The sequence below is a fragment of the Pseudomonas entomophila genome (genome assembly GCF_018417595.1).
In the GTDB taxonomy this organism is placed as follows: Bacteria; Pseudomonadota; Gammaproteobacteria; order Pseudomonadales; family Pseudomonadaceae; genus Aquipseudomonas; species Aquipseudomonas entomophila_C.
On sequence record NZ_CP070982.1, the window covers coordinates 4,753,187 to 4,771,355 of the forward strand.

At 65.4% G+C, this 18,169-nt stretch carries 14 protein-coding genes; 8 read left to right on the top strand and 6 right to left on the bottom strand.

What is annotated here, in order from left to right:
- Window positions 1-43: 43 nt before the first annotated feature.
- Window positions 44-247: a hypothetical protein gene (locus JYG34_RS20780; RefSeq protein ID WP_213658130.1), complete on the bottom strand. Its 204-nt coding sequence runs from the start codon at window positions 245-247 to the stop codon at window positions 44-46.
- Between the two features lie 125 nt (window positions 248-372).
- Entirely contained in the window at window positions 373-1,341 is a 969-nt protein-coding gene (gene gspK / locus JYG34_RS20785; protein ID WP_213658131.1) for a type II secretion system minor pseudopilin GspK, read from the bottom strand.
- 149 nt (window positions 1,342-1,490) lie between these two features.
- Between gspK and tatA the strand changes: the two genes are divergently transcribed.
- Window positions 1,491-1,706: a twin-arginine translocase TatA/TatE family subunit gene (gene tatA, locus JYG34_RS20790; protein WP_213658132.1), complete on the top strand. Its 216-nt coding sequence runs from the start codon at window positions 1,491-1,493 to the stop codon at window positions 1,704-1,706.
- A 95-nt stretch (window positions 1,707-1,801) separates the two neighbouring features.
- On the opposite strand, the gene JYG34_RS20795 is transcribed toward tatA, so the two are convergent.
- Both JYG34_RS20795 and JYG34_RS20800 read right to left on the bottom strand, forming a co-directional pair.
- Window positions 1,802-2,035, bottom strand: coding sequence for a DUF3077 domain-containing protein (locus tag JYG34_RS20795; RefSeq protein ID WP_240065562.1), 234 nt, complete (start codon window positions 2,033-2,035; stop codon window positions 1,802-1,804).
- A complete protein-coding gene (locus tag JYG34_RS20800; RefSeq protein ID WP_213658133.1) occupies window positions 2,032-2,271 on the bottom strand; it encodes a hypothetical protein in 240 nt (79 codons plus the stop codon). The genes JYG34_RS20795 and JYG34_RS20800 overlap by 4 nt, the downstream gene beginning before the upstream one ends.
- A gap of 504 nt (window positions 2,272-2,775) precedes the next feature.
- Between JYG34_RS20800 and JYG34_RS20805 the strand changes: the two genes are divergently transcribed.
- The 6 genes from JYG34_RS20805 to JYG34_RS20830 all read left to right on the top strand — a co-directional run bounded on the left by JYG34_RS20805 (window position 2,776) and on the right by JYG34_RS20830 (window position 12,077).
- A complete protein-coding gene (locus JYG34_RS20805) occupies window positions 2,776-3,507 on the top strand; it encodes a GntR family transcriptional regulator (RefSeq protein WP_213658134.1) in 732 nt (243 codons plus the stop codon).
- 11 nt (window positions 3,508-3,518) lie between these two features.
- The gene (gene nagA, locus JYG34_RS20810; protein WP_213658135.1) at window positions 3,519-4,607 is read left to right on the top strand and encodes an N-acetylglucosamine-6-phosphate deacetylase; all 1,089 of its coding nucleotides are present in this window, start codon (window positions 3,519-3,521) and stop codon (window positions 4,605-4,607) included.
- A complete protein-coding gene (locus JYG34_RS20815) occupies window positions 4,604-5,626 on the top strand; it encodes an SIS domain-containing protein (protein WP_249746187.1) in 1,023 nt (340 codons plus the stop codon). The genes nagA and JYG34_RS20815 overlap by 4 nt, the downstream gene beginning before the upstream one ends.
- An 18-nt stretch (window positions 5,627-5,644) precedes the next feature.
- On the top strand, window positions 5,645-8,185 hold the full coding sequence (gene ptsP, locus JYG34_RS20820; RefSeq protein WP_213658136.1) for a phosphoenolpyruvate--protein phosphotransferase: 2,541 nt from the start codon (window positions 5,645-5,647) through the stop codon (window positions 8,183-8,185).
- A gap of 12 nt (window positions 8,186-8,197) precedes the next feature.
- Window positions 8,198-9,862 (top strand): N-acetylglucosamine-specific PTS transporter subunit IIBC, encoded by a 1,665-nt coding sequence (gene nagE / locus JYG34_RS20825; RefSeq protein WP_213658137.1) that lies wholly within the window; start codon window positions 8,198-8,200, stop codon window positions 9,860-9,862.
- A gap of 217 nt (window positions 9,863-10,079) precedes the next feature.
- Window positions 10,080-12,077: an HET-C-related protein gene (locus tag JYG34_RS20830; protein WP_213658138.1), complete on the top strand. Its 1,998-nt coding sequence runs from the start codon at window positions 10,080-10,082 to the stop codon at window positions 12,075-12,077.
- 74 nt (window positions 12,078-12,151) lie between these two features.
- On the opposite strand, the gene JYG34_RS20835 is transcribed toward JYG34_RS20830, so the two are convergent.
- Together JYG34_RS20835 and purL are read right to left on the bottom strand one after the other, a co-directional pair.
- Window positions 12,152-12,463 carry an NGG1p interacting factor NIF3 gene (locus tag JYG34_RS20835; protein WP_213658139.1) on the bottom strand — a complete coding sequence of 104 codons (312 nt, stop codon included), beginning with the start codon at window positions 12,461-12,463 and terminating at the stop codon, window positions 12,152-12,154.
- Between the two features lie 2 nt (window positions 12,464-12,465).
- Entirely contained in the window at window positions 12,466-16,365 is a 3,900-nt protein-coding gene (gene purL, locus JYG34_RS20840) for a phosphoribosylformylglycinamidine synthase (RefSeq protein ID WP_213658140.1), read from the bottom strand.
- 267 nt (window positions 16,366-16,632) lie between these two features.
- Between purL and mltF the strand changes: the two genes are divergently transcribed.
- Window positions 16,633-18,090, top strand: a complete 1,458-nt coding sequence (mltF, locus tag JYG34_RS20845; RefSeq protein WP_213658141.1) for a membrane-bound lytic murein transglycosylase MltF — start codon at window positions 16,633-16,635, stop codon at window positions 18,088-18,090.
- Window positions 18,091-18,169: the final 79 nt, after the last annotated feature.

The following is an 18,169-nucleotide window of genomic DNA, read 5'->3' on the forward strand; positions in this document are numbered from 1 at the left end:
TCCACCTGCGGCGAGGAGCTGACGCGGCGCAGGTGTGTGGTACTCAATCCTTGGCCAGCTCGCGGGCCTTCTCCTCGGCCTTGCGCTCACGCTCCACCACCGCCTCTTGCTTGTCGCCGTACAGGCGTTGCTGGTCCTGGCGGAAGGCTTCCCAGAACTGCCTGGAGCGCTCCGCGCCACCCTCGGCGTAGACACTGGCGCTGCCCAGGGCGAGGGTCGCCAGCAGCAGGTATTTAGTCAGGTTCATCGTGCTTGCCTCGTGATAACCGTATCGACAGGGCCATCCTAGCGAGGCGCAGCTAACGCCAAGGTGAGGCGGACATTACAGTGTTGAAAGGCCGGCTGATGCCCATCGACCTGATATGGCCGCTCCTACAGGGAAACCGCAGGCTCGCGCCCTCGCACCCGCACCTGCTGCGCGGGCACCCGCGCATGCCATTGCACCACGCCCAGTGCCTCGACCTGGAACTGACTGCGCAGCGTGCGCCCTTGCTCCTCGAACGACAGCTGCAACAGGAAATACCCGCTGTTGAGCAACAGGCCCTCGCTCAGCCGGGCGAACGTCTCGTCGTCCACCGCGCCCAGTGCCTGGCGCAATGCGCCAGCATCCACATAGCCGGCGGCAGGTCGGCCGGTGATGATGCGGCTGAGCAACGAACGCGAGAATCGCCCCTCGTATAGCGCTTCCAGCAAGGGCAGGTGTTCAAGCCCCAGCGCATTGGCATTGAGCCGCCAGCCCGTGGTAAACGGCAACGCACAGAGCATCGGGTAGCGCGCCTGACGGCTGGCATCGTGCTCCAGCAGCAGGTTCAGCTCGCTGCTGTCGGCCATCGGTTGGTTGGCTGCCAGTCGTGGGGGCTGCTGGCGCAGGTACTGGGCGCTTTCAGCCCCTTGCAGGCGGGCGTCGCTGTCGCTGTCGAGCCAGTCCGCCAGACCGTCGATTAGGCGATCGGCAGCCATGTCGTCCCCCAACAGGTGACGCAACTGACGCTCGGCACGCTCGCCATCCTCGCCCAGCAACGCGTTGACGTTGAAGCAGGTGTGCTGGTCGATCACCCGCAACTGCGCCTTGCCGGTGCCAAAGTCGTAGTCCAGTGGCTGCCCGCGCAGCGCCTGCCAGAACAACGGGCTGGCGCGCCAGGCCGGATCGCGCAGGGCCTGCGAGGCGTAGGCCAGCCCCGCCTGCTCCATGGCCCGCACCTGCACGCGCTGGTGCAGCAGGCGCACGTCATCGACCTGGCGCCGGCCATCCTCCACCAGCCACGCCAGCCCCCCGGCGAGCATCGCCAGCACCACCAGCACCATCAGCAATGCCGCGCCCCGTTGTCGCCTGGCTGCCATCCTTGCTTCCCTGTTGGTTCCCGAGAGGGCCAGTGAACACCGTGGTTGTTTCAGTCAGATGGCAGCAACACGACCGTCACGCCCGCGTCATCTGCGAAAGGCAGGATTGCGCTTTCGTTTTTTCATCGACCTGACAGGAGTGGTCTTACATGGGTGGCATCGGAATCTGGCAACTGGTGATCGTGCTGTTGATCGCCTTTCTGCTGTTCGGCAGCAAGCGTCTCAAAGGGCTGGGCAGCGATGTTGGCGAAGCGATCCAGGGCTTTCGCAAGTCCATGGGCGGTGAAGCCGAGGGCAATCCTGCGGTGCAGCAGCCACCATTGAGCAACCAGCAGGCCCCGCAATCCTCGCACCCGGATCGGTAGGCGCCAGCCTTGCTGGCGATGCCCGGCATGGCCGGGCCCGATCACCAGCAAGGCCAGACAGCGGCCTCCACAGAAGTCGGTGTTGCAATCAAGGGCTACGATTCAACCGCTGACTCCATGTCATCGATCAACGCCTTGGCCATGGCGCTCAGAATCCGCGCCGAACTGCCGGCCAGCAGATCGCCTTCCATCTCGGCCTCGCACGTCAGGTGGCGGATGCAGCCGAGCAATACTGACAACTCGCTGAAGGCATCCTGGAAGGGAACGCCCGGTTCGACCTTGAACAGGTCCATGCAGGTGGTGCGGCCTGCGGTATGGCCCCTGGTCATGGGTGCACCTCCGGCCTGTGTTCGAGCAAGGCGCAGGCGAGTTGCCCGAGGTAGTCGCTGGCGGTGAACAGGCGGTCGCGGTAGTCGCTGGGCTCGGTCTTGAAATAGACATCGAGTACGTCGGAAATGGCGGTGGCTACCTCGACGGCGGCGGCCATCGCCTCCTCGCGGGTGAGTGTGGGGCGGATGGTGATGAAGGGGGCGATGCGGGGTGGGTCGGGGACGATTTTTTTCATCATGAAGTTCCTTTCGTGGGTGACAGGAACCGCCACTTGATCGTTCTCACATGATTTGGGTGGCAGCCATGCGCGGAGTGAGAACCCGGCCACGAAGGAAAACCGGTCAGGACGAACCTGCCCGCGCACGGCTGCCATAGCAGAGCGGCGATCTTCGTGGAGCGGGTTCTCACACCCGGTCACCAAATATGGCGACCCGGTGAAGTTATCCCTGGGGCATTTCCCCGACAACGCAGCGGCTTCCGACAGGTGCGTAGGATAGTTCCCAAGCATTCAAGGCTGAAGCATTTGGTTTCAGGTTCGGAAATGTCTGACAGAAGAATGTGGGGCTGCGGGGTGTTCGTCGTTAGAAATTCTGCGCCTATGAGACCGAGCGCCGCTCACGCGGCGCTCGGTCTCATGGACGCCACCTCTACGCAGACCTCCACCAGCAGACCAGTGGTATTGACCTGGTATTGAAGTGGTATTAACTTTCACTCCACAACAATACCGGACACCTCCGTCATGCGCCCTCTCACCGCCCTGCGCCCCGACGACAGCGCCGCCACCCCGCTCTACCTGCAGCTGGCGCGCAACCTCGAACAGGCCATCCACGCCGGCCAGTGGAGCGCCGACCAGGCCCTGCCCTCCGAGCGCACCCTGAGCGAAACCCTCGACATCTCCCGCGTCACCGCGCGCAAGGCCCTCGAAGTACTGCTCGAGCAAGGCCTGATCCGCCGCATCCAGGGCTCCGGCACCTTCATCACCCCACGCCTGGAACAGCCGCTCTCGCGCCTGTCGAGCTTCAGCGAAATGCTGCGCATGAAAGGCTTCGCGCCCAGCTCCCAATGGCTTGAACGTAGCATCGGCAGCCCAAGCAGCGACGAACTGATCCGCCTGAGCCTGTCACCCACCGACCAAGTCGCCCGCCTCAAGCGCCTGCGCAAGGCCGACGACATCGTCATGGCGGTGGAGGTCAGCACCCTGCCCGCCCGCCTGCTGGGCGACCCCCAGGCCATCGGCGACTCGCTCTACCAACACCTCGACCAACTCGGCCGCCCGGTGGTCCGGGCGCTGCAGCACATCCGCGCGATCAACGCCAGCGACGAACTGGCCGCCCAGGTCGGCATCGCGCCGGGCACCGCCATGCTGCTGATGACCCGTATCGGCTACCTCGACGACAACACCCCCATCGAGCTGACCGACACCTACTGCCGCAACGACTACTACGACTTCGTCGCTGAACTGCGGCGCTGACCGGAGCCTCCATGGACATTGCCAACATCCTCACCCCCGACGGCTGGGTGCGCGGCCACCTGCACCTTCGCGACGGCCGCATCCAGGCCATCGAAGGCACCCCGTGCGATCCGCAGGACAACGACCTGCCCTACCTGCTGCCCGGTTTCATCGACCTGCACGTGCACGGCGGTGGCGGCAGCGACATCATGCAGGGTGGCGAGGCGTTCGCCACCATCGCCCGCACCCACCAGCGCTTCGGTACCACCTCGCTGCTGGCCACCACCATGACCGCGCCCCGCGAAGAACTGACCAAAGTACTGGCCCAGCTGGGCGAGCACCTGCGCCAGCCACGCCACGGCGCGCGCATCCTCGGCGTGCACCTGGAAGGCCCGTACATCAACCCGGGCAAGCTTGGCGCGCAACCGAACTTCGCCCACCAGGCCCTGCTCGACGAGGTCGAACACTACCTGGCGCTGGCGCCGATCAAGGTCATCACCATCGCCCCCGAGATCGCCGGCCACCTGCCACTGATCCAGGCCCTGAGCGCACGCGGCATCCGCCTGCAACTCGGTCACACCCTGGGCAGCTACGAGGAAGGCGTCGCCGCGCTGGAGGCCGGGGCCACCAGCTTCACTCATCTGTACAACGCCATGAGCCCGCTGCACCACCGCGAGCCGGGCATCGTCGGCGCGGCCCTGGCCCACGCCCGCTACGCCGAGCTGATCCCCGACCTGCTGCACGTGCACCCCGGCGCCATGAAAGTGGCCCTGCGCGCGATCCCGTGCCTGTACTGCGTGACCGACTCCACCGCCGCCGCCGGCATGCCCGATGGCGAATACCGCCTGGGCAGCCACACCGTGACCAAGTGCCTGGGTGGCGTGCGCCTGCCCGACGGCACCCTGGCCGGCAGCACCCTGACCATGGACCAGGCCCTGCGCAACCTGGTGAAGATCGGCCTGCCCCTGGCCGAGGCATCCGACCGCCTGTCGCGCTTCCCCGCCGACTACCTCGGCATCACCGACCGTGGCCGCCTGCAACCAGGCGCCTGGGCCGACGCGGTGCTGCTCGACCGCCAACTGAACCTGACCGCCGTGATGACCGAAGGAGAACCAGCATGAGTTCAAGGATGCTCGAAGAGGCGCGCGCCGGCGCCGATGTCGTGGAGCGACAGCTGGGCGCGCTGGCCCCGCGCCTGGCCGCGTTGACCGAACACCTGCGCCGGCTCGACCCACAAGTGGCGCTGACCGTGGCCCGGGGCAGCTCCGACCATGCCGCCAGCTACTTCGCCTACATCGCCATGCAACAGCTGGGGTTGCCGGTGGCTTCGCTGCCAATGTCGGTGGTCACCTTGCAGCAGGCCCCGCTGCGCGTGCGCGGCCAGGTGGCATTGGGCTTCTCGCAATCGGGGCAGAGCCCGGACCTGGTCGAGAGCCTGCGTCGCCTGGGCCAGCACGGGGCAACCACGGTGTCGCTGGTCAATGCCGGAGGCTCGCCGCTGGAGCATGCCTGCCAGCACCACTTGCCGCTGGGCGCGGGGCCGGAACTGTCGGTCGCAGCGACCAAGAGCTTCGTCGCCACCCTGAGCGCCAGCGCGCAACTGGTCGCCCACTGGGGTAAAGACCAGGCCCTGCTGCAAGCCTGCCAAGCCCTGCCCGGGCAACTGCGCGAGGCTGCGAACCTGGACTGGAGCGCGGCCATCGACGGCCTGCAAGGCAGCGAGCGGCTGATGGTGATCGGCCGTGGCGCCGGCTTCGCCATCGCCCAGGAGGCCGCGCTCAAGTTCAAGGAAACCTCGGTGATCCAGGCCGAAGCCTTCAGCAGCGCCGAGGTGCGCCACGGGCCAATGGCCTTGATCGACGCGCACTACCCGCTGCTGGTGTTCGCCCCCCGGGGTGTCGAGCAGGCCGGGCTGCTGCAGCTGGCCGCCGACATGCGCCAGCGCGGCGCACAGGTATTGCTGGCAGCGCCTGCGGATATCGCCGACCGCGACCTGACCCTGGCCTGCGCCGAGCACCCCGCGCTCGACCCGCTGCTGGCGATCCAGAGCTTCTACATCATGGCCGCCGGGCTTGCCGAAGCCCGTGGCCTGGACCCCGACCAGCCACGCCACCTGAGCAAAGTGACGTGTACGCAATGACGCCGCGAGGATCCGCGCATGTCCAACAATAACAAGATCACCCTCCATGCCCCGCTTGCCGGCCCGCAGGTGGCCCTGGAGCAGGTCCCCGACCCGGTGTTCGCCAGTGGCACCCTCGGCGCCGGCGTCGCCATCGACCCGCTCAACGATTGCCTGCACGCGCCCTGCGCGGGTGAAGTGGTGCACCTGGCGCGCACCGGTCACGCCCTGACCCTGCGTGCGGCCAATGGCGCGGAAATTCTCCTGCACATCGGCGTGGACACCGTGCAACTGCTGGGGCGCGGCTTCGAGCCCCAGGTCGCGCTCGGCGCACGGGTCGAACAGGGCCAGCCGCTGATCCGCTTCGACCTGGACCTGGTGGCCCAGCACTGCACCAGCCTGGTCACCGTGATGCTGGTCGGCAACGGCCAGGACTTCACCCTGGAAACGCTGGACGCCCGCTGCAGCGAACTGGGCGCGCCACTGCTGACGATCAGCAGCAAGACCCAGCGGGTGATACTCGATACCGCAGCCGCCAGCGAACAGGCCAACGGCCGTGCCAAGGTGGCCCACCAGGGCGGCCTGCATGCGCGCCCTGCGGCGTTGCTGCGCCAGACCGCCCAGGGTTACCAGAGCCGCGTGGAACTGCACTTCCAGGACCGCCATGCCGCCCTCGACAGCCTGGTCGCCGTCATGGGGCTGGGGGTCGGTGAAGGCGACGAGGTCGAAGTCCGCAGCACGGGCCCGGATGCCGAAGCCGCCTTGCAGGCCGTGCTCCAGGCACTGTGCACGCCCACGGTTGGTGAGCGGCACGCACCCGCGCCAGTGGTGGCCCACGCACCGACCAGTACGCAGCCCGGCATGCTGGCAGGCGTCAGCGCCTCACCTGGCCTGGCCCTCGGCCCGCTGGCACGCCTGGATGGCATCAGCCTGCCGCCCGACAGCGGCAATAATGTCCCCGACGAACAACACCAGGCCCTGAACGACGCGCTGGCCGAGGTGCGCACCGCCATCGACCGCGACTGGCGCCACCTGCCCCGTGGCCAGGAAGACGCCGCCGCGATTCTCGAGGCACACCTGGCCCTGCTCGACGACCCGGCCCTGCTCGACGCCACGCGTCAGTACATCGACGAAGGCGTGGCCGCCAGCCATGCCTGGAGCCGCGCCATCGATGCCCAGTGCCAGGTCCTGCGCAGCCTCGGCAACCCGCTGCTGGCCGAGCGCGCCAACGACCTGCACGACCTGCAGCAACGCGTGCTGCGCGCCCTGCTCGGGGAAACCCGCGAGCTGCGTCTACCCCCGTCGGCCATCGTCGTCGCCCATGAGCTCACCCCATCGGATCTGCTGCTACTGGCCCGCCACGATGTCGCCGGCCTGTGCATGGCCGCCGGTGGCGCCACCTCCCACGTCGCCATCCTGGCCCGCGCCCGCGGCCTGCCATGCCTGGTCGCGCTCGGCGAAACGCTGCTGGAGCTGGCACCCGGCACCCCCCTGGTACTCGATGCCGACAACGGCCGCCTGGAAACCCGCGCCGACGCTTCACGCCTGGCCGAAGTGCGCCAGCGTTGCCAGCAGCGCCACGAACAGCGCCAGCGCCAGCAGGCCGCCGCCCATGAAAGCGCGCGCACCCGTGACGGCCGCCTGATCGAAGTGGCCGCCAACGTCGCCAGCGCCGACGAAGCTGCCCAGGCCCTGGCCCTGGGCGCCGACGGCATCGGCCTGCTGCGCAGCGAGTTCCTGTTCGTCGACCGCCACACCGCCCCCGACCAGACCGAACAGCACAGCGCTTATCAAGCCGTGCTCGATGCCATGGCCGAGCGCCCGGTGATCATCCGCACCATCGACGTGGGCGGCGACAAGCAGCTCGACTACCTGCCGCTGCCGGTCGAGGCCAACCCGGTGCTCGGCCTGCGCGGTATCCGCCTCGGCCAGGTGCGCCCGGAACTGCTCGACGAGCAACTGCGGGCCCTGCTCCAGGTGAGCCCGCAACGCCGCTGCCGGATCATGCTGCCCATGGTCACCGAGGTCGACGAACTGGTCGCCATCCGCCAACGCCTCGACCGGCTTGCCACCGAACTGGGCGTGACCGAGCGCGCCGAACTGGGGGTGATGATCGAAGTGCCGGCCGCGGCCCTGCTGGCCGAGCGCCTGGCCGAGCACGCCGACTTCTTCTCCATCGGCACCAACGACCTGTCGCAATACACCCTGGCCATGGACCGTGACCATGCCGGCCTGGCAGCCCGTGTCGACGCCCTGCACCCGGCGCTGCTGCGCCTGATCGAGCTCACTTGCCAGGGCGCGGCCAAACACGGTCGCTGGGTGGGCGTGTGCGGCGCATTGGCCTCCGACCCGCTGGCCACGCCCGTGCTGGTGGGGTTGGGCGTGGCCGAGCTGTCGGTCAGCGCGCCACAGATCGGCGAAATCAAGGCCATCGTCCGCCAGCTCGACGCCAATGAATGCCGTCGTTTCAGCCAGGGCCTGCTGGCCCTCTCCAGTGCCGGCGCGGTACGCCAGGCCTGCCGGGACTTCAGCGCCCGGCCCCAGGCCCAACACACGGCCCCCGTGGCCCTACAACAATAATCGGAGCGCACCATGTACCAGCATTTCATACAGGGCCTGCAACGGCTCGGCCGCGCCTTGATGCTGCCCATCGCCATCCTGCCCATTGCCGGCCTGTTGCTGCGCCTGGGCGACACCGACCTGCTCGACATCGCCCTGGTGCACGACGCCGGCCAGGCGATCTTCGCCAACCTGGCGCTGATCTTCGCCGTCGGCATCGCCGTGGGCTTTGCTCGCGACAACAACGGCACCGCCGGCCTGGCCGGCGCCATCGGCTACCTGGTGCTGGTGGCGACGCTGAAGGTGATCGACCCGAAGATCGACATGGGCATGCTCGCCGGCATCCTCTGCGGCTTGCTCGGTGGCGGTCTGTACAACCGCTTCAAGGATATCCAGCTGCCGGACTACCTGGCGTTCTTCGGCGGCCGGCGTTTCGTGCCGATCGCCACCGGCCTGTCGGCGGTGGCCCTGGGGCTGCTGTTCGGGTTGATCTGGCCGCCGATCCAGAACGGTATCAACGGCCTCGGCCAGCTGATGCTGGAAAGCGGCAGTATCGGCGCATTCTTCTTCGGCGTGCTCAACCGGCTGCTGATCATCACCGGCCTGCACCACATCCTCAACAACCTGGTGTGGTTCGTCTTCGGCAGTTTCCAGGGCGTGACCGGCCCGGCAGTGACCGGCGACCTGGCGCGCTACTTCGCCGGCGACCCCAACGCAGGCCAGTTCATGGCTGGCATGTTCCCGATGATGATCTTCGGCCTGCCCGCCGCCTGCCTGGCCATGTACCGCCATGCCCTGCCCGACCGACGCAAGCTGATCGGCGGCGTGCTGTTGTCGATGGCACTCACTTCAGCCCTGACTGGCGTAACCGAACCCATCGAATTCGCCTTCATGTTTCTGGCACCCCTGCTGTACGTGATCCATGCACTGCTGACGGGGCTGTCGATGGCGATCTGCGACCTGTTGGGGATCCGCCTGGGCTTCACCTTCTCCGGTGGCGCCATCGACATGGCCCTGGGCTGGGGGCGCTCCACCCATGGCTGGCTGGTGTTCCCCGTAGGCTTGCTGTACGGATTCGTCTACTACTTCGTGTTCGACTTCTGCATTCGCCGTTTCGACCTGAAGACACCCGGTCGCGAAGAGCAGCCCGCCACTGAAAGCGCGGCCGATATCGAAGGTTCTCGCGCCCGACGCTTCATTGACGCCCTCGGTGGTGCCGCCAACCTGAAGGGGGTGGATGCCTGCACCACCCGCCTGCGCCTGGTGCTGGTCGATCGCAACCTGGCAAACGACCAGGCGCTGAAAACGCTCGGCGCCATGGCCGTGGTCCGCCCTGGCAGCGGCGGCAGCCTGCAAGTGGTGGTGGGACCGATGGCCGACGCAGTGGCGGATGAGATTCGCGGCGAACTGCCTCATGCCCGGGCGACCGTGACCACAATCGAGCGCGCAGGTGCCGACGTTGCTCCGGATGTACCCACGGATGCGTGGCTGCAGGCATTGGGTGGGCGCGACAACCTCGGCAAGGTGGAGTGCGTGGCGCATAGCCGGGTAAGGGTGCAGCTCAAGGATAACACCAGGGTGCAACGTGAACGCCTCATGGCACTGGGTTGCCAAGGCATCAGCCCACAGCCAGGCGGCGTCTGGCATCTGCTGATGGGGCCACAAGCGCAGGCCCTGAGCCTGGCCCTGCAGCGCTGACCAACATCCGTGAATGAGGGCAGACGGCTCGTCAGGTACTCGACCCGGCAGCCTCTGCCCTCCCGCTCCAGTGTAAGAAAACTCAGCACTTGGCCCCCGTACATTCGACGCCCAGCAAAACATCGGCCCTATACGACGGTAGGGCACTGGTTCCATATTTGTTTACCGCCTTCAGATGCTCAACCTGAGCGTCCCATTCATTGACAAGGGACGCCCCATGAACGACATGGAAATACCCTCCGTGCTGGAAAGCACGTTCGCCCTGGAACAACTCACCCATATCGCCAACGACATGGACGAACATCAGTTCACGCTCCTGTTCAAACCCATCTTTGGCGTCGACGTATCCGATTCGATCTATCTGGACATCTGGCAGGCACTGCGTGACGGCATGCTCGAAGGGCCCGCCCACGCAGTGGTCGAGCGCGACGAGGCATTTCGCACCGCCCGTTACGACAACGAGCAAGACACCTTGCTGGTCAACCGCGACGTCATCGAGCAGGCCCTGAACGAGCCGAACACTTCCCCTGGACTGCTACTGGCGTTGATCGGAGGATTCGGTCAATACCTGGCGGATCAGATTCACGCGAAGCGCTTCGCCGCAGGTGAAACCGACTCTCCCGAAGTGGATCCTGAGGATGCCAAGGAAGCCGGCTCGAAATATGCGAGCCTGATGGCATTCCTGGACAGCTCCCCAACAGACGGCATGGTATTCGCCCACTACACCCGCGAGGATCTGTCTGCGCCGCTGGCCCTGGACCTGAGCGATACGCCAGAGCTCGAGGAAATTCTTCCCGAAACCCCTCTCACCATTGAGCCACGCTTCGGCGCAGGCGAAGGCGGCCACGAGACGATCGAACGCGTTCTCGAAGAGGTCGGCTTCGACGAAACGGAAATCAAGTCCATCTATTTCGGCAACTGGCTGCGCGATCATTCGCAGCTGGTCGACCCCAAGTTGGTCAGGGCCGAAGATGCGCCGAGGAATTTCCCGAACCAGGTTTCCCGGCGCGCGCTCACCGCCATCGTCGATATCCTGGCGGCCAAGGAATTCCGTAATCAACACGAAGACGGTGAAGAACAGGGCGACTTCCAGGTATCACCTGAAATCCTCGGTGTCTATAAAGCCTCCGAGCACATCGACAACCCGACCAACCACGATGAGTCACCTGTCGACCCGACAGAAATCGATCCAGACTTCGAGATGTCGGTGCTACCAGGCACGGAGCCGACGCAGGTTTACCCCACGACTTCGATGAAGGTGTACATCGACAAGCCGGTGCTCCACATGAACTCGAAGATCTGGGAAGCCGCCAGGGAAGGCAAGACCGCCATCGGCATGCGCGCCTTCGGTGAAGCGCTGCATGTGCTCGAAGACTACTTTGCGCACTCCAACTTCGTGGAGTTGAGCCTGCACAAGCTGGGGCGCACCCAGGTGCTGCCCTGGACGACGGAAGTCGAATGCAAACATGGCCTGCCGGTGGTCACCGGCCTGTTCTCCGGAACAGACATTCTCGGCAGCCTGGCCGAGCCGCTGGGCAAGGTGCTGTTCCCCGATAAATACCCTGCCTTCAGGGAGATCACCCCTGGCTACCGCAGTACCTCCGAGCAAATTCTGCTGATTCTGCTCGGCGAACTGGAAAACCCGACCTGGCTCAAAGCCTTCGAGAAGCTCTTGGCATTGCGCGACCGATATGCCGAAAACCCTCTGTTCCGGTTCGTCCGGCGCGCAACCTGGGCCTTGCTGCTGCCGCTGAACCTGGTTCGCTATTACGGCCGCGAGCTCTTCCAGGATATATTCCAGTGGCTGGGGGACCGGGTCGGCGAGGAACAGACGAGGTCGGGCATGAATCCCAACACCGATGCAAGCGTCGACGCCACTCACTCCCAATTGTCCAAGGATCACGACTCACATCCGTTCTACGACCTGGCGATCGAGATGGCGCGTCATGCCGTCAAGCAGGTTGGCGCAGAAATGTTCAGGTTCTGGAACGGCGAGGTCGATTACCCGCCGGTGGAGCAGGCCAGTGCTTTCATCTGCCACCCCTATGATTCAAGCTGGCAGGACAGCCTTGTGACCGAGTGGCTGGAACAGCATGAAGACAAGATTGAGGCGGCCAGTGCCTTCGACAGCTTGAAAGAAATCTACGAAACGCACATCGATACCCTCTTCGAAAAACTCAGGGCATTGGATGTGAACGCGATGCACACGACCTGACGGCAGGGTGCTGAAAAGCGACAGGGTGGGCTTACGCCCACCCTGTCGAGTGCTCACCGGGTAACAGAACGCGCTCAGAAATCCAGCAACCGCCAGACTTCGTAAGCCGGCGTCTGGTACGGATGACTCCGCTTGAGCGCGGCAACGACCTGAGCGATCAAGTCGTCCGCCACCACCAGCTCCACCTTCCACTCCTCGACCACCTCGACCTGACCAGCCTGCCCAATGTACGGCTGGCTGCCGTCCAATGGGCGGAACTGGCCCTGGCCGAGTACTTGCCAGGCGCAGTGGTCATAGTCGCCGATACGCCCACCGCCAGCGGCGAACACTGCGGCCTTGACCACCTCGACATGACTGTCGGGAACGAAGAAGGCGAGCTTGTACACCTTTAGTTAACCCAGACGCGCGCGTTACGGAACATGCGCATCAGGGCCGCGTCTTCCTGCCACTCATCCGGGCGCCAGGAGTTCTGCACGGCACGGAACATACGCTCCGGGTGCGGCATCATGATGGTCACGCGGCCGTCGCGGCTGGTGAGGCCGGTGATCCCGCGCGGCGAGCCGTTCGGGTTGGCTGGATACGCCTCGGTGACCTTGCCATGGTTGTCGACGTAACGCAGTGCGACGCAGCCGGACAGGTCGGCTTGCAGCAACGCTTCCTCGCTGGCGAACTCGGCATGGCCTTCGCCGTGGGCGATGGCGATCGGCATGCGCGAACCGGCCATGCCCTGCAGGAAGATCGAGTTGGACTTCTGCACCTCGACCATGGCCACGCGCGCCTCGAACTGCTCCGAGCGGTTGCGCACGAAGTGCGGCCAGTACTCGGTGCCCGGGATCAGCTCATGCAGGTTGGACATCATCTGGCAACCGTTGCACACGCCCAGGGCGAAGCTGTCGGTACGCTCGAAGAAGGCCTGGAAAGTGTCGCGGGCACGGGCGTTGAACAGCGCCGACTTGGCCCAGCCTTCGCCGGCACCCAGCACGTCGCCGTAGGAGAAGCCGCCGCAGGCCACCAGGCCCTTGAACGCTTCGAAGTCGACACGGCCAGACAGGATATCGCTCATGTGCACATCGACCGCAGCGAAGCCTGCGCGGTCGAAGGCGGCAGCCATCTCGACCTGGCCATTGACGCCCTGCTCGCGCAGGATCGCCACTTGCGGGCGCACACCTTTCTTGATGTACGGCGCGGCGATGTCGTCGTTGACGTCGTAGCCGAGCTTGACCGACAGGCCTGGGTTGTCTTCTTCCAGCAGCGCGTCGAATTCCTGGTCGGCGCAGTCGGCGTTGTCGCGCAGGCGCTGGACCTGGTAACTGGTCTCGGCCCACTGGCGCTGCAGCAGGCGACGCTCGCCCTTGAACAGTTCTTCGCCTTCGAACTTGACCAGGACTTCACCGTTGTTGATCGGTTGGCCGATCACCGCGACGCAATCCTCGCCCAGGCCCGCGGCGCTGAACTGCGCCAGTACGTCCGGGGTGGAGTCCTGGCGCACCTGGATCACCGCACCCAGCTCTTCGTTGAAGAGGATGGCGGCAATCTTTTCGCGCTTGCTGGTCAGGGTGTTCAGTTCCAGCTCCAGGCCGCAGTGGCCGGCAAAGGCCATTTCCAGCACGGTGGTCATCAGGCCGCCGTCGGAACGGTCGTGGTAGGCCAGCAGGTGGCCGTCGGCGTTCAGCCCCTGGATCACGGCGAAGAAGGCCTTGAGGTCTTCGGCATCGTCGACGTCCGGCGCCTTTGTTGCCAGCTTGCCGTGGGTCTGGGCGAGGATCGAGGCGCCCATGCGGTTCTGGCCGCGGCCCAGGTCGATCAGGATCAGGTCGGTTTCGCCCTTGTCCATGCGCAGTTGCGGGGTCAGGGTCTTGCGGATGTCGGTGACCGGGGCGAAGCCGGTGATGATCAGCGACATCGGCGAGGTGACGCTCTTCTCGACGCCCGCTTCGCTCCACTTGGTTTTCATCGACATCGAGTCTTTGCCGACCGGGATGGTGATGCCCAGCTCAGGGCACAGTTCCATGCCGACGGCCTTGACGGTGTCGTACAGGCGGGCATCTTCACCCGGGTGACCGGCGGCGGACATCCAGTTGGCCGACAGCTTGATGTCGGACAGCTTGTCGATGCGCGAGGCGGCCAGGTTGGTCAAGGTTTCGCCGATCGCCATGCGGCCGGAGGCCGGCGCGTCGAGCAGGGCCAGCGGCGTGCGCTCGCCCATGGCCATGGCCTCGCCGGTGTAGACGTCGAAGCTGGTGGCGGTGACGGCGCAGTCGGCCACCGGTACCTGCCACGGGCCGACCATCTGGTCGCGGGCCACGAGGCCGGTGATTGTGCGGTCGCCGATGGTGATCAGGAAGCTCTTGCTGGCCACGGCCGGGTGGCGCAGGACGCGCTCGACCGAGTCCTTGAGCTCCAGGGTGCTTGGGTCGAATTCATCGCCCAGCTCCGCTTCGCGGGTGACCGAACGGTGCATGCGCGGCGGCTTGCCCAACAGCACGTCCAGCGGCATGTCCACCGGGGTGTTGTCGAAGTGGCTGTCGGTGACGGTCAGGTGCTTCTCTTCGGTGGCCTCGCCCACGACCGCGAACGGGCAGCGCTCGCGCTCGCAGATGGCCTGGAAACGCTCGAAGTCTTCAGAGCTGACCGCCAGCACGTAGCGCTCCTGGGATTCGTTGCTCCAGATCTCGTGGGGGGCCATGCCCGGCTCGTCGTTGGGCACGTTGCGCAGTTCGAAGCGACCGCCACGGCCACCGTCATTGACCAGCTCCGGGAAGGCGTTGGAGATACCGCCGGCACCGACGTCGTGGATGAAGGCGATCGGGTTCTTGTCACCCAACTGCCAGCAACGGTCGATGACCTCCTGGCAGCGGCGTTCCATTTCCGGGTTCTCGCGCTGTACCGAGGCGAAGTCCAGGTCGGCGGAGCTGGCGCCGGTGGCCACCGACGAGGCGGCGCCGCCGCCCAGGCCGATCAGCATGGCCGGGCCGCCGAGCACGATCAGCTTGGCGCCGACGGTGATCTCGCCTTTCTGTACATGGTCTTCACGGATGTTGCCCATGCCACCGGCGAGCATGATTGGTTTGTGGTAACCGCGGACTTCTTCACCGTGCGGGGTGTTGATGCCCTGCTCGAAGGTGCGGAAGTAACCGGTCAGGGCCGGGCGGCCGAATTCGTTGTTGAACGCGGCGCCGCCCAGCGGGCCTTCGATCATGATGTCGAGGGCGTCGACGATACGCTCGGGCTTGCCGTACGGCTTCTCCCAAGGCTGCTCGAAGCCTGGGATACGCAGGTTCGAGACGGTGAAGCCAGTCAGGCCGGCTTTTGGCTTGGCGCCACGCCCGGTGGCGCCTTCGTCGCGGATCTCGCCGCCGGAGCCGGTGGAGGCGCCGGAGAACGGGGCGATGGCGGTCGGGTGGTTGTGCGTCTCGACCTTCATCAGGATGTGCACCGGCTCCTGCACCGCGCCGTACTGACGGGTCTCAGGGTTCGGGAAGAAGCGGCCGGCGACGCTACCGACGATGACCGAGGCGTTGTCCTTGTACGCGGACAGCACGCCTTCGCTGTGCATCTGGTAGGTGTTCTTGATCATGCCGAACAGGCTCTTCTCCTGCGCCTGGCCGTCGATATCCCAGCTGGCGTTGAAGATCTTGTGGCGGCAGTGCTCGGAGTTGGCCTGGGCGAACATCATCAGCTCGATGTCGTTCGGGTTGCGCTTGAGGCCCTGGAAGGCGTTGACGAGATAGTCGATCTCGTCTTCGGCCAGGGCCAGGCCCAGGTCGATGTTGGCTTGCGCCAGGGCCGCGCGGCCACCGGCCAGGATGTCCACCGAGGTCATCGGTTTTGGCTGGGCGTGGCTGAACAGGTCGGCGGCATCTTCCAGCTTGCCCAGCACGCGCTGGGTCATGCGGTCGTGCAGCTCGGTGGCGATGGCTTGAGCGTCGGTTTCACTGAGGTTGCCGGCAACGTAGTAGGCGATGCCGCGCTCCAGGCGCTGGATCGACTGCAGGCCGCAGTTGTGGGCGATGTCGCTGGCCTTGCTCGCCCAGGGCGAGATGGTGCCCAGGCGCGGCACCACCAGGAACAGGCGGCCGGTCGGCTCCTGCACCGGCACGCTCGGCCCGTACTTGAGCAGACGGCCCAGCACCTGCTGCTGGTCGGCGGTCAGCTCGCCGTCAACGTCGGCAAAGTGGGCGAATTCGGCATACAAACCAGTAACAGCGGGGACTTTCTGGCTCAGTTGCTCGAGTAATTTACCGTGGCGAAAGGCAGAAAGGGCAGGAGCGCCGCGCAGGATCAACATCGTCGGGACAGCCTCAGAAAGGGGTGTGCTTAGAGGCCGTGCATTCTAGCCTAATTCTCAGGCTTTCGGCACCCGCTCTAGCCCAATGCTGCCGGGCGGTGGAACCGGACTTCGGGGTCAGAAAAATCCTCCTCTCCTGCGCCTCGATACCCCGCACGAGCCGGCTTGCCGGCGAACAGCGGCCGCCAGAGCACATCGCCGCGCTACCAGACAACCCACATATTGTCGAGATATGGTGCAACCGGCCGTTTGCGTATACTGCACCTTATGTTCGCCCACACTGCTTTTCGCCAGCGTTGCGCCAGATGGCTCTTCGCAACCGGACTCTTCCTGATGCTCGGTGCCTGCGTTGAAAAACCCAGCACCCTCGAGCGCGTCAAGGAGGATGGCGTGCTGCGCGTGATAACCCGCAACAGCCCGGCCACCTACTTCCAGGACCGCAACGGCGAAACCGGTTTCGAATATGAACTGGTCAAACGTTTCGCCGACGACCTGGGCGTGAAGCTGCAGATCGAGACCGCCGACAACCTCGACGAACTGTTCGATCAGCTGGGCAAGCCCTCCGGCCCGGTGCTGGCGGCCGCAGGCCTGGTCAGCAGCGAGCGGCGCGCCGCTCAAGCCAGGTTCTCCCACCCGTATCTCGAAGTCACGCCACAGGTCATCTACCGCAACGGCCGCTCCCGCCCCACCGACGCAAAAGGCCTGGTAGGCAAGAAGATCATGGTGCTCAAGGGCAGCAGCCACGCCGACCAGCTCGCCGAACTGAAAAAACAGTACCCTGGGCTGCAATACGAAGAATCCGACGCCGTCGAAGTGGTCGACCTGCTGCGCATGGTCGACGAAGGCCAGATCGACCTGACCCTGGTCGACTCCAACGAACTGGCGATGAACCAGGTCTACTTCCCCAACGTACGCGTGGCCTTCGACCTGGGCGACACCCGCGACCAGCGCTGGGCCGTGGCCGCCGGCGACGACAACAGCCTGCTCAACGAGATCAACGAGTTTCTCGACAAGTCGCAGAAGAACGGCACCCTGCAACGCCTGAAAGACCGCTACTACGGGCATGTCGATGTGCTCGGCTATGTCGGCGCCTATACCTTCGCCCAGCACCTGCAGCAGCGCCTGCCCAAGTATGAAAAGCACTTCAAGGCCACATCGAAAGTCGAACAGGTCGACTGGCGCCTGCTGGCGGCCATCGGTTACCAGGAATCGATGTGGCAGCCGGAAGTCACCTCCAAGACCGGCGTACGCGGCCTGATGATGCTCACCCAGCGCACCGCGCAAGCCATGGGCGTATCGAACCGGCTCGACCCCAAGCAGAGCATCCAGGGCGGCGCCAAGTATTTCATGGTGGTCAAGGACCAGCTCGACGACAGTATCAAGGAGCCGGACCGCACCTGGTTCGCCCTGGCCGCCTACAACGTCGGCAGCGGCCACCTGGAAGACGCCCGCACCCTGGCCAAGCGCGAAGGCCTGAACCCGAACAAGTGGCTGGACGTGAAGAAGATGCTGCCACGGCTGTCGCAGAAGCAGTGGTACAGCAAAACGAAGTATGGATACGCCCGTGGCGGCGAGCCGGTGCATTTCGTGGCCAACATCCGCCGCTACTACGACATCCTCACCTGGGTGACGCAACCGCAGCTCGAAGGCCAGGTGGCCGAGGGCAACCTGCATGTGCCGGGTGTCAACAAGGACAAGCCGGCGGAGCAGTCGCCGCAGATGTAACTGCGTCGATGCCTTGTAGGAGCGGCTTCAGCCGCGATCATCCGTAAGGCGCCGCGTTGCCTGCATCGCGGCTGAAGCC